This is a genomic window from Methylobacterium radiodurans (assembly GCF_003173735.1).
Taxonomy (GTDB): domain Bacteria; phylum Pseudomonadota; class Alphaproteobacteria; order Rhizobiales; family Beijerinckiaceae; genus Methylobacterium; species Methylobacterium radiodurans.
The window spans coordinates 5,465,001-5,478,533 of sequence record NZ_CP029551.1; the positions used below are offsets into that span (position 1 = coordinate 5,465,001).

General features: G+C 69.6%; 14 protein-coding genes, 2 tRNA genes and 2 rRNA genes (1 of these 18 cut by a window edge). 1 reads left to right on the forward strand and 17 read right to left on the reverse strand.

The window, feature by feature from the left end; translation table 11 throughout:
* The 4 genes from DK427_RS25580 to DK427_RS25595 all read right to left on the reverse strand — a co-directional run.
* Window positions 1-8 (reverse strand): 23S ribosomal RNA (locus DK427_RS25580) (it extends 2,842 nt beyond the left edge of the window).
* A 299-nt stretch (window positions 9-307) separates the two neighbouring features.
* Window positions 308-383: transfer RNA gene (locus DK427_RS25585), tRNA-Ala, on the reverse strand.
* Window positions 384-436: 53 nt separating this feature from the next.
* A tRNA-Ile gene (locus DK427_RS25590) sits at window positions 437-513 on the reverse strand.
* Between the two features lie 196 nt (window positions 514-709).
* Window positions 710-2,192 (reverse strand): 16S ribosomal RNA (locus DK427_RS25595).
* The 16S and 23S rRNA genes sit together here with 2 tRNA genes alongside, the layout of an rRNA operon.
* Window positions 2,193-2,731: 539 nt before the next feature.
* Here DK427_RS25595 and DK427_RS25600 point away from each other — a divergent pair.
* Window positions 2,732-3,103, forward strand: coding sequence for a hypothetical protein (locus DK427_RS25600; protein WP_109953841.1), 372 nt, complete (start codon window positions 2,732-2,734; stop codon window positions 3,101-3,103).
* A gap of 195 nt (window positions 3,104-3,298) precedes the next feature.
* Here DK427_RS25600 and DK427_RS25605 read toward each other — a convergent pair whose 3' ends face one another.
* From DK427_RS25605 to moxJ, 13 genes are all read right to left on the reverse strand, one after another.
* Window positions 3,299-3,970 carry a response regulator transcription factor gene (locus tag DK427_RS25605; protein WP_109953842.1) on the reverse strand — a complete coding sequence of 224 codons (672 nt, stop codon included), beginning with the start codon at window positions 3,968-3,970 and terminating at the stop codon, window positions 3,299-3,301.
* The gene (locus DK427_RS25610) at window positions 3,967-4,464 is read right to left on the reverse strand and encodes a hypothetical protein (protein WP_109953843.1); all 498 of its coding nucleotides are present in this window, start codon (window positions 4,462-4,464) and stop codon (window positions 3,967-3,969) included. The genes DK427_RS25605 and DK427_RS25610 overlap by 4 nt, the downstream gene beginning before the upstream one ends.
* On the reverse strand, window positions 4,461-5,408 hold the full coding sequence (locus DK427_RS25615) for a YncE family protein (protein WP_245930720.1): 948 nt from the start codon (window positions 5,406-5,408) through the stop codon (window positions 4,461-4,463). Before DK427_RS25615 ends, DK427_RS25610 begins: the two co-directional genes overlap by 4 nt.
* Window positions 5,405-5,950 carry an SRPBCC family protein gene (locus DK427_RS25620; RefSeq protein ID WP_109953844.1) on the reverse strand — a complete coding sequence of 182 codons (546 nt, stop codon included), beginning with the start codon at window positions 5,948-5,950 and terminating at the stop codon, window positions 5,405-5,407. The genes DK427_RS25615 and DK427_RS25620 overlap by 4 nt, the downstream gene beginning before the upstream one ends.
* Before the next feature lie 8 nt (window positions 5,951-5,958).
* The gene (locus tag DK427_RS25625) at window positions 5,959-6,942 is read right to left on the reverse strand and encodes a VWA domain-containing protein (protein WP_109953845.1); all 984 of its coding nucleotides are present in this window, start codon (window positions 6,940-6,942) and stop codon (window positions 5,959-5,961) included.
* Window positions 6,939-7,514 (reverse strand): MxaK protein, encoded by a 576-nt coding sequence (locus DK427_RS25630; RefSeq protein ID WP_109954392.1) that lies wholly within the window; start codon window positions 7,512-7,514, stop codon window positions 6,939-6,941. Before DK427_RS25630 ends, DK427_RS25625 begins: the two co-directional genes overlap by 4 nt.
* A 23-nt stretch (window positions 7,515-7,537) precedes the next feature.
* Window positions 7,538-8,605, reverse strand: a complete 1,068-nt coding sequence (locus DK427_RS25635; protein ID WP_425452514.1) for a vWA domain-containing protein — start codon at window positions 8,603-8,605, stop codon at window positions 7,538-7,540.
* Window positions 8,602-9,549, reverse strand: coding sequence for a nonribosomal peptide synthetase MxaA (locus DK427_RS25640; RefSeq protein WP_109953846.1), 948 nt, complete (start codon window positions 9,547-9,549; stop codon window positions 8,602-8,604). Before DK427_RS25640 ends, DK427_RS25635 begins: the two co-directional genes overlap by 4 nt.
* A 5-nt stretch (window positions 9,550-9,554) precedes the next feature.
* Window positions 9,555-10,415 carry a DUF58 domain-containing protein gene (locus DK427_RS25645; RefSeq protein ID WP_109953847.1) on the reverse strand — a complete coding sequence of 287 codons (861 nt, stop codon included), beginning with the start codon at window positions 10,413-10,415 and terminating at the stop codon, window positions 9,555-9,557.
* Complete coding sequence (locus tag DK427_RS25650; RefSeq protein WP_109953848.1) at window positions 10,412-11,446, reverse strand: AAA family ATPase; 1,035 nt, start codon at window positions 11,444-11,446, stop codon at window positions 10,412-10,414. Before DK427_RS25650 ends, DK427_RS25645 begins: the two co-directional genes overlap by 4 nt.
* Before the next feature lie 46 nt (window positions 11,447-11,492).
* Window positions 11,493-11,774 (reverse strand): methanol dehydrogenase [cytochrome c] subunit, encoded by a 282-nt coding sequence (locus DK427_RS25655; RefSeq protein ID WP_109953849.1) that lies wholly within the window; start codon window positions 11,772-11,774, stop codon window positions 11,493-11,495.
* 81 nt (window positions 11,775-11,855) lie between these two features.
* Window positions 11,856-12,449 carry a cytochrome c(L), periplasmic gene (gene moxG / locus DK427_RS25660; RefSeq protein WP_109953850.1) on the reverse strand — a complete coding sequence of 198 codons (594 nt, stop codon included), beginning with the start codon at window positions 12,447-12,449 and terminating at the stop codon, window positions 11,856-11,858.
* A gap of 34 nt (window positions 12,450-12,483) precedes the next feature.
* Window positions 12,484-13,380 (reverse strand): methanol oxidation system protein MoxJ, encoded by an 897-nt coding sequence (gene moxJ / locus DK427_RS25665; protein WP_109953851.1) that lies wholly within the window; start codon window positions 13,378-13,380, stop codon window positions 12,484-12,486.
* Between the last annotated feature and the right edge of the window lie 153 nt (window positions 13,381-13,533).

A 13,533-nucleotide genomic window follows, 5' to 3' on the forward strand; every position in this document is an offset into this window, starting at 1 on the left:
ACTTGATCGCTCTCGTGATCCATGCGCCGCCGTGACCGACAGCCGTAAGGCTGGCGGGACACGACCTGCGCGGTCACAAAAAGACCAGTGATGCGCGTCCTCTCGGAGCGCATCACCGTATGCTTGCCGAACATGACCGGTGTGGATCAGCTCTCGCTGCCAAACCGGCACACATTCCCTCTTCACGATGTCAGATTGGTTTTTGCAGACACACCGGGCCGAAGCCTCGCAGCGTATCGCAAAACTGGAATTCCGGACTGGGCCGCTCGACACCCCTCCCCGCGCCAACGAGGCAGCGTGTGGAGGATGGTGGAGACAGACGGGATCGAACCGACGACCTCATGCTTGCAAAGCACGCGCTCTCCCAACTGAGCTATGTCCCCGAAGGTGTCAGCTGCAGTCGGTGATGGTCAGTGGTGCGCATGGCACCCGATCGTGGTGGGCCTGGGACGACTCGAACGTCCGACCTCACCCTTATCAGGGGTGCGCTCTAACCACCTGAGCTACAGGCCCGAGCTGGTCGCCTGATCGGTGCTGCCTCGCGTCTGCACGCAACGGCTGTCGACCAGCGATCCGCTTGTCCGGATGAGAAAGAGAAACGAGGACGGCTTCGTCCCGCCAAATGGGTCCTGACTGGACCCTGTATCTAAATGACGCCGTACGAGGAGCGGACCGGACAGGCCGGTCATCCTGCAAACAGCATCCTTAGAAAGGAGGTGATCCAGCCGCAGGTTCCCCTACGGCTACCTTGTTACGACTTCACCCCAGTCGCTGACCCTACCGTGGTCGCCTGCCTCCTTGCGGTTGGCGCAGCGCCGTCGGGTAAGACCAACTCCCATGGTGTGACGGGCGGTGTGTACAAGGCCCGGGAACGTATTCACCGTGGCATGCTGATCCACGATTACTAGCGATTCCGCCTTCATGCACTCGAGTTGCAGAGTGCAATCCGAACTGAGACGGCTTTTGGAGATTGGCTCAGGGTCACCCCTTCGCGTCCCACTGTCACCGCCATTGTAGCACGTGTGTAGCCCATCCCGTAAGGGCCATGAGGACTTGACGTCATCCACACCTTCCTCGCGGCTTATCACCGGCAGTCTCCCTAGAGTGCCCAACTGAATGATGGCAACTAAGGACGTGGGTTGCGCTCGTTGCGGGACTTAACCCAACATCTCACGACACGAGCTGACGACAGCCATGCAGCACCTGTGTGCAGGTCCCCGAAGGGAACGATCCATCTCTGGAACAAGCCTGCCATGTCAAAGGATGGTAAGGTTCTGCGCGTTGCTTCGAATTAAACCACATGCTCCACCGCTTGTGCGGGCCCCCGTCAATTCCTTTGAGTTTTAATCTTGCGACCGTACTCCCCAGGCGGAATGCTTAATGCGTTAGCTGCGCTACTGCGGTGCATGCACCCCAACAGCTAGCATTCATCGTTTACAGCGTGGACTACCAGGGTATCTAATCCTGTTTGCTCCCCACGCTTTCGCGCCTCAGCGTCAGTAATGGTCCAGTTGGCCGCCTTCGCCACCGGTGTTCTTGCGAATATCTACGAATTTCACCTCTACACTCGCAGTTCCACCAACCTCTACCATACTCAAGCGTCCCAGTATCGAAGGCCATTCTGTGGTTGAGCCACAGGCTTTCACCCCCGACTTAAAACGCCGCCTACGCGCCCTTTACGCCCAGTGATTCCGAGCAACGCTAGCCCCCTTCGTATTACCGCGGCTGCTGGCACGAAGTTAGCCGGGGCTTATTCCTCCGGTACCGTCATTATCGTCCCGGAGAAAAGAGCTTTACAACCCTAAGGCCGTCATCACTCACGCGGCATGGCTGGATCAGGCTTGCGCCCATTGTCCAATATTCCCCACTGCTGCCTCCCGTAGGAGTCTGGGCCGTGTCTCAGTCCCAGTGTGGCTGATCATCCTCTCAGACCAGCTACTGATCGTCGCCTTGGTAGGCCGTTACCCCACCAACTAGCTAATCAGACGCGGGCCGATCCTCCGGCAGTAAACCTTTCTGCCTAAGCACGTATCCGGTATTAGCTCACGTTTCCCTGAGTTATCCCGAACCGGAGGGCACGTTCCCACGTGTTACTCACCCGTCTGCCACTCACCCCGAAGGATGCGTTCGACTTGCATGTGTTAAGCCTGCCGCCAGCGTTCGCTCTGAGCCAGGATCAAACTCTCAAGTTGAAGAGCTGATCATGACACCAATCACAAATCATCGACAGAAGCACATCAGATCACCGTTTCCAGCAATCCGGAGCTCCTAAAGAAGCTTTGGAACCAGCGTCTCATCTCACGTCCCAGAACCCCCACGCACCAGCCAAAGCCAGCGCCGCGAGAACCCCGAGACCGCAAGGACGACGCCGCCCACGCTTCTCTTTCTCAGATCAACTTGTCAAAGAGCCCGACAGCTCGGCCCGTGCCGAACCGCCCCACACTCTAGGGAAGAGACGAGAGCGCCCGCCCGGATCAACCACACCGGTCTGGTCAGCTCACGATGTTCCAGAGAGCGAGCCGCCTCAAGAGACGGCTCAGCGACCGGGCCGCTGCTGCGGCCGGCGCCGATGAGCGGTGTCTACGCCCCGCCCCCGCCCCCGTCAACTCCCCAAATGACGGGACCGCAAAAAATCCGCGACGGGACCGTGACGGTCGTGAACCGAAGCGCCAGACGAAGGCCGTTCGAGCATGGGGTCGCGATTTCTGGACTACCGTCTCGACGTGCGCGAATGCCTGTCACCGACCTGATCCCGCCTGACCTGCCGCAAGACATCGTTAAGCATGGCGCCGTACCCCAGTACGATCGTCAGGACGATGCCATGCCGATCCTTCGCCAGATCTTCGTCGACGCCGCGGCCGTGGGGCTGGTTGGTGTCGGCCTTACGGCTGCAGCCAGCGGCTACCTGCACAACCACCCCGACCGGGTCGCAGCGCAGCCCTCCGCATGGGACGAGCCGCTCATGACCGGCTCGATTGCAAGGCGCGGTCCGGCAGACGCCGAACAGGTCCAAGAGGCGGAACGCGTTGAGGCCGAGCAGCCGCACAGCTGGATCGATCCGCCGCTTCGCGCGGCTCGACTCGCCCGACATCGCCCGTACTGAGAAGCCGGCGCGCGCTCCCACGGCTCATCAGGCCGCACCGACACGGCCCTGTTGCGGCGGCGCAACCCCGTTGACCGCGAAGGGGCGGACGGTGCACCGACATCCCCATCCGCGAAGCAGAGCCGTGAGACTCATGGGCTCACGGCTCTGCGCCCGAGTTAAGCCGTAGATTTATTACGCATCATCTAATTTTTACTAATCATTCCCCTGACTATGATCCATGATGGACACAATATCTTTGAGGAAATCACTCATTCCGCGACTTCCCAGTTTGTTTTTCATGCTCGACACAGCACTCGTGACACTCCTATATCCCAGCGAGAGTTCGCGAGAAATTTTTTTGTAATCATTGCCGTCCAAGATCAGAGCGGAGATCTCAAGCTCCCTTGCGCTGAATTTTCCGTAAGATGCCGTTTTCTCTGAGTTCTCCTGGCTCGCGATTGCAATCGCGAGCGTGTGCGGCAGGTGCGGAATGGCTTGGTAGACGTCGGTGAAAGCCTCGAGGAAATTCTGAACCGGCAAGTCCTTGAAGGCGAAGCCGATGGCGCCTTCCTTCAAGGCGCGGGCCGCCACGACTGGGTCGTGATGCATGCTCAGGACGAGTATGCGCGCCCTTGCGTCCAAGGCGCGCATGCGGCGGATCAGGGAGAGACCGGACAAGCCAATGCCCCGATAGGCCAAGTCGACGATCGCGACATCCGGTCGGATCCGGTGAAACAGGCGGTAGCCCGCGACGGGATCGCCCGCCTCGGCGATCTCCCTGATCCCGGCCTCCTCGAGCGCGCACCGGACGCCCTGACGAGCGACCGGATGGTCGTCCACGACGAGAACCCGCGCCGTCACGGGAAGGCGTGGCGGGACGTTCACGGCCGATCCTGAGCGGCGTAGCGCTCCCGCAGACGGGCCAGCGCCGCATCCCGGCCGAGGCCGGCACGGCGCACGGTGGCGTAGTGCTGACAGAGTTCGCCGTAGAGTTGGCGGCGCTCGCTGGCGGAGGCGATGCCCGTCAGAGCACCGATCAGGGAAACCGGGTCCTCAGTCGCATTGATCTCGGCGAGCATCGCATCGAGTTGGGCGGTCCGATTGGCGATCATGCGCGGATCCTCGACGAAGCGTGCGCGGGCGGCTGCGAGGGCCGTGCGCAGACCAGCGAGCATCCCGGGGTCGACTGGCCCATCCCCGGCTGCCCTCCGAGCGAGCCAGAGGGCGGGTTCGGTCGGATCGGTGGGGCCGAGCCACTCGGCCGGAATTGCCATGCCACCGTCACGCGCCGCGACCGGCTCGGGCTCGGGCTCGGGCGCGCCCTCGCCGCAGCCCGATATCGCGAGCACGAGCACGAGGAAGGCGTGCTGGCGCCTCACTGCCCGCCCCCTTCGCCCGCGGAGGGCAGTGCGAGAATCGCGCGCGGGCCGGCTGGGACCTTGCGCCGCGCGACCTCGCGCATCGCGGTGAGGTCGATCACCGAAACGTCGTCCGAGAACCAGTTCGCCACGTAGGCTCGGCCCTCCGCGACGGCGACGCCTTCGGGGTAGCGGCCGACCGATACCGTGCCGGCGAGCGTCAGGTCGGCTGCGAGCACCGAGACGGTGCCGGCTTCCTGGTTGGTCACGAGGATCCGGTCGCCCTGGACTGCCACACCGTAGGGGCTGCGCCCCGCCGGCCGCGTCGTGATCGCCGCGAGCGCGCGGGTGTCGATCGCGGTCAGGTCGTTGCTGCGCACGTTGCCCACGTAGAGCCGGCCCTCGTCCGGCGAGAGGGCGAGCGCGAAGGGTGCGCGGCCGACCGGGATTCGGGCGAGGAGCCGCATCGCCGTCCCGTCCACGACGGCGACGGAATCGCCGCCGCGCTCGGCCACGAACAGGCGGCCGACCGCGTCCCGCACGAGCCCTGCGGGCTCGCGCCCGAGCGCGAGCTCGGCCTCGACGGCGCCGCTTTCCGCATCGATCCGCACGAGCCGGTTGCCCTGCCAGTCGCCCACGAAGAGCGCACGGCCGTCCCTCGAGACCGCGAGGCCGAAGGGCTGCCCGGCAAAGGGCAGGCGGCGCAGCCCGCGGCCGGTCGCGGCCTCCAGAGCCGTGATCGCGCCCCGGTCAGGATGGGCGAGATAGAGCGTGCCGTCGGGTACGGCCGCGAGGCCCGCGGGCCCTGCCCCGACCGCCATCGGCGACGCCTCGTCCGGCCCGTCGATCCGGGTCACCGCTCCGCCGTCCTGGCTCGCTACGTAGACCGCCGCCCGAGCCTCCAGAGGCGGTAGGGCGAGGCTGGTGGCCAGCGCAGCCGCAAGCAGGGCCGGAGCCCGTCTCACGGCGAGACCTTTCCTTCCACCTTCGCCTTCAGGCCCCTGAGCCCGTCGGCGAGATAGCGCTCCATCGCGGTGCGGCCGGCCGCGTCGCTCAGCTCTTCCGGCGGCTCGTTGCCGGTATCGCCCCGGTAGAAGCGGCCGTCCCAGATCACCTTAGCGCCCGGGCCGTCCGGGCTCACCGTCAGGGTGGCGGAGTAGGAGGAGACCGGCAGCGCCTTCAGGTCCGGGTCGCTCATCCGGTAGGAATAGGTCATGGCCTCGGCCTTCCACTCGTCGAGGCCCTCGCTCAGGGTGCCGCCCGACTTCAGCGTCACCGCGCGGGTCGCACCCGCCGCGTTGCCGCCGCTGGCCTCGACCTTGGCGACGTCGGGGTGCCAGGCGCCGATCCCGCCGAAATCGCCGACCACCTTCCAGACGGCCGCCGGGGGCGCCGCGATGGTCACCGTCCGCTCGACCTTCTGCGGGGTCGGGCCGTGGGCGAGCGCGGTGGTCGCGACGAGTGCCAGGAGGAGCGTCGGGAGAAGCGTCGGAATCTTGGGTCGCATGCGAGGTCTCAGGCCTTTCGGAGGGTGAGGCGCCCGGAACGGGCGCGGAGCGGTCCGGCCGCGAAGGCCGCGAGCGCGAGGAGGAGCGCGGTCGTGCCGAGGAACGGGCGCAGGTCGAGCTGCCCGGGTACCGGCCGGGCCGTGGCTGCGGCGCGCAAGGGGGAGTCGAGCGAGGCCGGCCCATCGAGGTGGGCGTAGGCGAGGCCGGTGCGGGCGGCGAGGTCCCGGAGGTAGGGCTCGCGCACCGAGGAGAGATGCTCGCTGCCGTGCGCGGCCTGCGCGCCGAAGGGCGCGTTGCGCGGGTTGTAGCCCTCGCGGGTCTCGGCATCCGCGGGGGGCGGGCCGAAGCGGTTCTCCTGCTGCACCTCTGTCTCGGCGTAGAAGCCGGTCTCGCGGCCGCGGTCGTTGAACTTCGGAATGGGCGAGAGGGCGTATCCGCCCACCCCCACGATCAGGCCGCGCACCGCGCCGGGCGCGCCCTCGAAGGATGGGGTCCGCCCGGCCGGGAGCGGCGGGGCCTCCTGCCCGTCGGTGAGGAAGAGGAGGTCGCTGCCGATCTCGCCCGCCATGGTCACAGAACGGTAGAGCCCGGCCGCGACGCGGCTGTCGGCCTCCCAGGCCATGCGCCAGTCGAGCGCCGCGACGGCACCGTCGAGGGGGGCGAAATTCTCGCAGACCTCCACCGGCGCGAAGAGCAGGAAGGGGCGCCGCTCGGTGAACAGGCCGAGGGCGAAGCGGGAGCCGCAGGGGAGGCCAGCCAGGAGGTGGCGCAGCGCGGTCTTGGCGGCCTCCAGCCTGCTCTGCGGCTGGCCCGCCGCAGAATAGTCGCGCACGTTCATGCTGCCGGTGATGTCGACGACGGCCAGCACCCGCACGCCGTCGCGCGTCAGCGGCAGCGGCGGTGCCGCCAGGGCCGCGAGTGCGAGGAGGAGGGCCGCCGCCAGCAGCCCGAAGCGCCCGTCGCGCAGGTTGCGCCGCCATGGAAGCGTCACGGCGCCCCCCGCGGCTGGCCCGGTATGTCGGTCCAGATCTTCTTGGGCTCGGCCTTCAGCTCGTCGCCGACCTGGCGGTCGATCTCGGGGAAGTCCCGGATCAGCCGCGAGGCGACGTCGAGGTTGAACTTCGCGTCCCAGAATTCGGGGCGGGCCTGCAGTGCGCGCCGATATTCCTGGCGGGCGAGCACGATCAGAGGCCCGGCCGGATCGAGCTGGCCGCGCTCGATCAGGTTGAGGGCGCGGCGCAGGCGGGCATTGCCGAGCGCGTAGCGCGCGCGCGCCAGAAGCGCGGGGGCGTCGCGGGACTCCAGCGCCGCCACCAGCGGCTCCATCTCCTCGGTGGCGTCGCGACGGGCGAGCTGGAGCACGCGCGCGAGCAGGATCGGCGCGGGTGCGTCGGCGGCGACTGGGCGGTCCCGGCCCGCCTCAAGGGCGGCGATCTCCCGGTTCGCGGATTCCGTCCGCCAGGACAAGCCGGCGCAGACGATAGCGCCCGCGAGCAGGAGCGGCGGGAGCGCGAGGAGCAGGCGTGGGCGCGTGCGGGTCCACGCACCGTAGAGATTAGGCATCGGATCGGCCCGGGTCGCGCGCGTCACGCCGCCATCCCCCGCTCGGCCGCGCGCGCCTCCGCCCGCGCCGGCCGCCCGCTTGCCAGATCGGTCTCGGCGAGCTTGGCGAGCACGAGCAGCACCAGCCCGAAGGCGGCGAGGCCGTAGGCGAGGCCCGCGAGGTCGCGCCGCGGGCGCACCTCGACATAGGGGATCGGGTCGCGCTCCAGGCTCTCGATCTGGGCGATCGCGGCGGCGACCGCCTCCGGCCCCTCCGCCTCGAAGGCACGGTAGGGCACGCCGAGGCTCCTGAAGAACAGGTCGAGATGGCGCTCGGGCGCGGCCTGCGGCGTGTCCTCCCCGGCCGGCCGGTCACCGATGCCGGGCGAGCCCTTGGTGCGCAGGAACAGCCAGTAGAGGTTCGGCCGAACCTTGGCGAAGGCGGCGCGCAGGGTCTCCTGCACCCGCGGGTCGATCACGGCCGCCCCGTCGGAGACGAGGAGCAGCACCCGCGAGGCGTCGCCCGAGGCCGCGCCGAACCGGCCGAGCGCCAGGGCGAGCCCGCGGGCGACGTTGGTGTAGTCGAGGCCCGGCCGGTCGATGGCGGCGATCGCGGCGCGCACCGCCGCGTGCCGGTCGGTCATCGGCAGGACGAGCATCGGCGCCGTGGAGAAGGCGGTGACGGCGAAGAGATCGTGCGCGCGGCTGCCCACGAAGTCGCCCAGGATCCGGCGCGAGGCCGCGGCCTTCGATTCCTCGGCGCCCGAGGGCTGCCGTCCCGCGAAGGTCTCGTTCATGCTGCCCGAGCGGTCGATCAGCATCGAGACCTCGGCCCCGATTCCGGTCCGGATGACGCGCTCGCCCGTCCGGTAGGGACCGGCGATGCCGAGGACGAGGCCGGCCAGAGCGAGGCAGCCGGCCGCGCGCAGGGCGTGGCCGAGCGCGCGCGAGAGGGCGTCCGGCGGCACCGCGCCGAGATCCGCCCAGGCCGCCCGGCGCCGCGGTGCGGCGACCAGCGGCAGGAGGGCGAGCGGCAGCAGCCAGAGCACGGCGGGACGCTCAGCGCCGAGCCGGGCGAGTTCCGCGAGGATGCCGTTCGGAAGCCCGGTCACGCGGCCCGCTCCGCCGCGGCGAGTCCCTCGGCCGTGGCTCGCGCCTCCCGGAGGGGCAGGCGCTCCCGCGCCTCCGCCACGGCACCCCCGAAGAAGGCGAGCCGCGACGCCGCGAAGAAGCGGACGAGCGCGTCGCGCTGCCCGCGATAGGCCGGGTTGTGGGCGAGGAAGGCGTCGAGGTCGTCGGCCAGCACGCGATGCCCGGCCTTCGCGTCGAGCCCGCGGTGGAGCGCGAGCAGTCCCGCGCGGTAGCGCAGCTCGCCCTCGGATTCGTCCTCCGGTCCCCTGCCCTGCGCCCGGCCGAGCGCCGCGAGGCGGCGGGCGGCTTCCGCGAAGGCGCGGGCCGGCCGCGGCTGGAACGGCCACCAGGCGCGGTCGCGGGCGAGGAGGAGCAGCGCCGCGAGAAAGAGTCCCGCGAGCGCCAGGGCCGCGACGCGGGGCGGGCCCGGATCGAGCCGCGGTCCCTGTCCGTCGGGTCGGAGATACTCGGCCGGATCGGTGCGGCGTGCCGGCTGCACCTCGCGCAGGGGCGACAGGCCGAGGCTCCAGCCCGGCACCGGCACGGCCGCCGTGGTGGCGCCGTGGGCGGACCCGCTCGCCAGCACCAGGGAAAAGCCCGGCACCTCCAGGCTGCGCGCGTCGATGGCCGCGTAGAAGGTCTGATAGGTCAGGCGCAAGCGGTGGTGCGTGCCGTCCCGCCCGCCCGGGGGCAGGGCCTCGACCCTGCGCAGGTCGAGCCAGTAGGTCACCGGCCCTGGGCTCGGCAGGGACGCGGCCTGCAGCGTGAAGCCGGGCTCGGCCTCGACATCCACGGTGACCTCCACGAGGTCGCCAAGGAAGTAGCCGAAGGTGCGGGGCGCGCGCACCTCGACGCCGCGCAGCTGCGCCGCCGCAGGCACCGTCGTGGCGATCAGGACGAGGAGAGCCCGAGACAGGCGGTGCATCGGGCTCAGGTCCGCATCAAGTGCCGGCTGAGCGCGGCGGCATCGAAGCGCTCGGCGAGGCGGAACGGGGCGCGGCCGTAGCGGCGGGCGACGCGGGCGAGCGCGGCGACCCGCTCGGCCTCCCGGGCGATCCAGCGGCGGCGAAAGCCGGGGCGCATGAGGACGAGCCGTGTGCCGGCGCCCTCCAGATCCTCCAGCTCGACGAGGCCCCAGTCCGGCAGGGCCTCGGCCTCCGCGGGATCGGCGAGCAGCACCGGCACCAGATCGTGGAAGGCGAGGCTCGCGAAGACCTGCTCGACGAGCGCGGCCGGCCAGCGGAAATCCGAGACCAGGAAGACGATCTTGGGCCGACCCGCGATGCGGGCGGCGGCGGCGCGCAGGCCTCCCGCCCCGGCGCCCGCGGGGACCGCCCGGGCGAGCCGCTCAGCGGCCGCCGCGGCCGTGGCGCGGTGGCGCGTGGCCGGCAGGTACAGATCCTCGCGCAGATCCTCGTCGCAGGCGATCAGCCCGAAGCCATCGCCGATCCGCGTGGCCGAGCCGGCAAGGCTCGCGCAGAGCGCGCCCGCGAGCGCCAGGCGGTCGGCGACGCCGCGGAAGCGCATGGAGGCCGAGAGATCGACGAGCGCCCAGACCTCGACGGCGACGCGCGCCTCGAACCGGCGCACATACGTGCCCTCGAACGGGTCGCGTAAGGTGGCGCGCAGGTCGAGCCGGCGCGCGTCGGGCAGGCGCAGGAACGGAACCTGATCCTTGAAGGTGCCGGGCCCGCCGGGCTCGCGCCCGCGATGGGCGCCGGGCGTGGATCCGCGAGCGTGCCAGCGCGGCAGGTAGACGATGTCGGCGCCGGTCCGGGGTTCCTCCGTCACGGGGCCGGCACCGTCTCGAACACCGCGCGGCAGAGGTCGGGCACGATCTCGGCGCGGGCCATCTCGTGGATCGGCTCCAGGAAGACGCGGTGGGCCATGACGGGCCGGAAGACCGCGCGGATGTCCTCGGGCACCAGCCAGTCGCGCTCCTCCAACCAGGCGCGCACGCGCGCGGCCCGGACCAGCGCGGCGACGCCGCGGGGCGAGGCGCCGCCCTGGACCAGACGGGCCATGTCGTCGATGCCGGCGAGCCGGATGCCGGAGGCGTGCGGGCGCACCAGCGCCTCCCACAGGGCGACGACGTAGGCCTGGATCGCCTCGCTCGCCCGGATCCCGTGCTGGATCGACGCGGCGATTCCGGAGAGAGCGGTCGGGTCGAGGATGCCGGGTTCGATGTCCGCGACCAGACGCTCGGTGTCGTGGAAGCGCGGATCGAAGGCGAGGGAGCGGCGGATGTCCGCGTTGCGCGGCGCCTCCATGCCGATCTCCATCAGGAAGCGGTCGCGGGCGGCGGCCGGCAGCTCGAAGGTCTCCTCGCGCTCGACCCGGTTGCGGTCGGCGAAGACCTGGAGGTGGGGGAAACGGTACTCGCGGTTGAAGGCGGTCAGGCTGCGCTCGGCCATCAGGCGGAGCAGCAGCGCGTGGACCTGCGGCCGGGCCCGGTTGATCTCGTTGAAGAAGAAGATCGCGAGGTCTTCCGAGGACGCGAGCACGGGGCCGGCCTCGACGCGCGGGCGCCCGTCATCACCCAGATAGGTGTGGTAGACGAGGTCCGTCGGCATCATGTCGACCGTGCCCTCGACGCGCTCGTAGGCACCGCCCATCGCCCGGGCGACCGCACGCAGCAGCGTGGTCTTGCCGACGCCGACATCGCCCTCGAGCAGGATGTGCCCGCGGGCGAAGACCGCGATCGTCACGAGCCGGACCACCGCCTCCTGCCCGAGCACGGCGCCCGAGACCGCCGCCTCGAAGCGGCGTGCGGCGGCGCGCCAGTCGGTGAGCATCGCGTCGCCGCGGCGAATGTCGTTCATGCCGACCTCCGTGGCGCGCCCGCGCGGGACGCGGGCGCGCGCCCGTTCAGTTCGCGATCTTGGCGACGTCGTACTCGAACTTGCCGGTCTTCTTCGCGTTCTCGACCCGGCGCCTGTTGCGCTCCTCCATCGCCTTGATCGACTCGGCCTGCTTGTTGAGTTCCTTCAGGTCATGCTTGGGATCGTATTTCGTGCCGGCGATCTTCTCGGGGAAGCCGGGCTTCGGCTCCCAGCAATTGCCCGGCGCCTTGCACTTGGTGCCGTCGTAGGCGAGCGCGGGGCCGGCGAGAGCCAGGGTGGCGCCGAGAGCGATGATCAGGCTGCGCATGCGTCTTCCTCCTTGGGGCAGGGTTCTTGGGGGTGGGGTTCTCGTCGCGCCGTCGTTGCGGCGCGGGGCTTCCCTCGGACGTCAGTTCTCCAGCGGCTTGCACTGGCCCTTGGCGTCCTGCGGGATCTTCTCGCCCTCCTTGTAGGGCGTGTAGGCTTTCTTCTGGTCGTCGTTCAGCCAGACGGCGTCGGCGACGGGGCCGGTATAGAGGTGCCGGATCCAGGCGATGACCTGCAGCACCTCGTCCGGATTCAGGTTCTCGTTGTGCGGGCCCATCATGCCGTTGGCCCCGCCCCAGATGGTGGCGAACAGGCCCGTATCCTCGGTGTTGGCCGGATAGGTCCAGTAATTGTCGTTGAGGCCCGGTCCGAGCTTGCCCTCGGCAAGATGCCCGTGGCAGCCCGAGCAGGACGTTGCGAACAGGCTCTCGCCATTCCTGAGGCAGGACTTGTCGTCGATGTAGAGGTTCTTGCCCGTCTGGAGGAAGGTCTTCACGGCCTGCGTGTCGCGGCCTCCCTCCTTGCCCTCCGCGGTGTCCAGGGGCTCGCCCGTCACCGTGTTGCGAAGCACGATGCCCGTCTGCGGGCCGGCGCTCGGCTGGGCGAGCGCCGCGAGGCCCGCCCCGGCGAGCGCGAGGCCAAGGACGGCCGCAAGTGTTGTCTTGACGTCGATCATGCAGGATTCCGGGTCGCTGTCGCGCGGGGGGGGGTCAGTTCGACGGGGGCGTGGTCGGTACGCCGTCCTGCTTCAGGATGGCGGCGATCTGCGGCTTGGCCTTCGCCAGAGCCGCGTCGAGCGCGTCGCGCAGGGCCGTGTCATCCCGGCGCACGCCCATCGACTGGTCGAAGCTCTGGCGCAGGGGCTGGCCGTCGCTGCGCTTGGTGTCGTCGGGCACGGGCGTCATGCGCAGCGGCACGGTCGAGTCGCGCACGTAGCGGGCGATATCCGGGGCGAAGGCCACGCCGACATCGGCCTTGCCCTGCGCGACCTCCGAGACCATCCGGGCCGGGTCGATCTGGGTGTACTGGTTGCGCGGCGCGCGGAAGTTCACCAGCGAGTAGAGGTAGGCCATGTCCTCCTCGTAGCGGCCGATGTCCTTGAGCATCGCCTCGCCGGGGGTGCCGAAGCCCACCACCATGTGGCCGATATCCTTCAGGCGCGGATCGGACCAAGATTTGATGTCGAGGCCGCTGTCGGCCTTGGTCAGGAAGACGTAGCCCGAGCGGTAATAGGGCTTGGTCGTCAGCACCCGCGGGTCGTCGCTGTCGAGCCCGACGACCACGTCGCAGGTCTTCTTGTCGAGCCCGTCCCGGACCAAGTAGATCGCGGGCTTGCCCGACCAGACGAAGACGGGCTTGCGCCCCATCGCTTCGGCGACGGCCGCCGCGATCCTGTTCTCGAGGCCGGAACCGTCCTTTATCGAGAGTGGCGGCTGCTCGGCGGCGCAGATGCGCAGGGTGTTCGGATCGGCGGGCTGCTCCGCGGGCGAGGCCTGCGCGGATCTCGCCGCCGGCTCCTGGGCCGCGGCGGTGCCCCCGAGGCAGGCCAGCGCGAGCAGCATGGCGACCGGGCGGGCGGCGCGGGATCGTGCGGTGACGCGCGACATGGATCGTCTTCCGTTTCCTCGGGAATTACTCGGCGACGGCGGTGCGGCCGGGCATGGCGTGCCCGCGATGGTCGCACCCGCGCGTCTCGTGGAGGCCCCGCCGGCCGGTGGCCGGCGGGGGTTCGGCCGGGCTCTTCAGACCCTGTCGGCCGG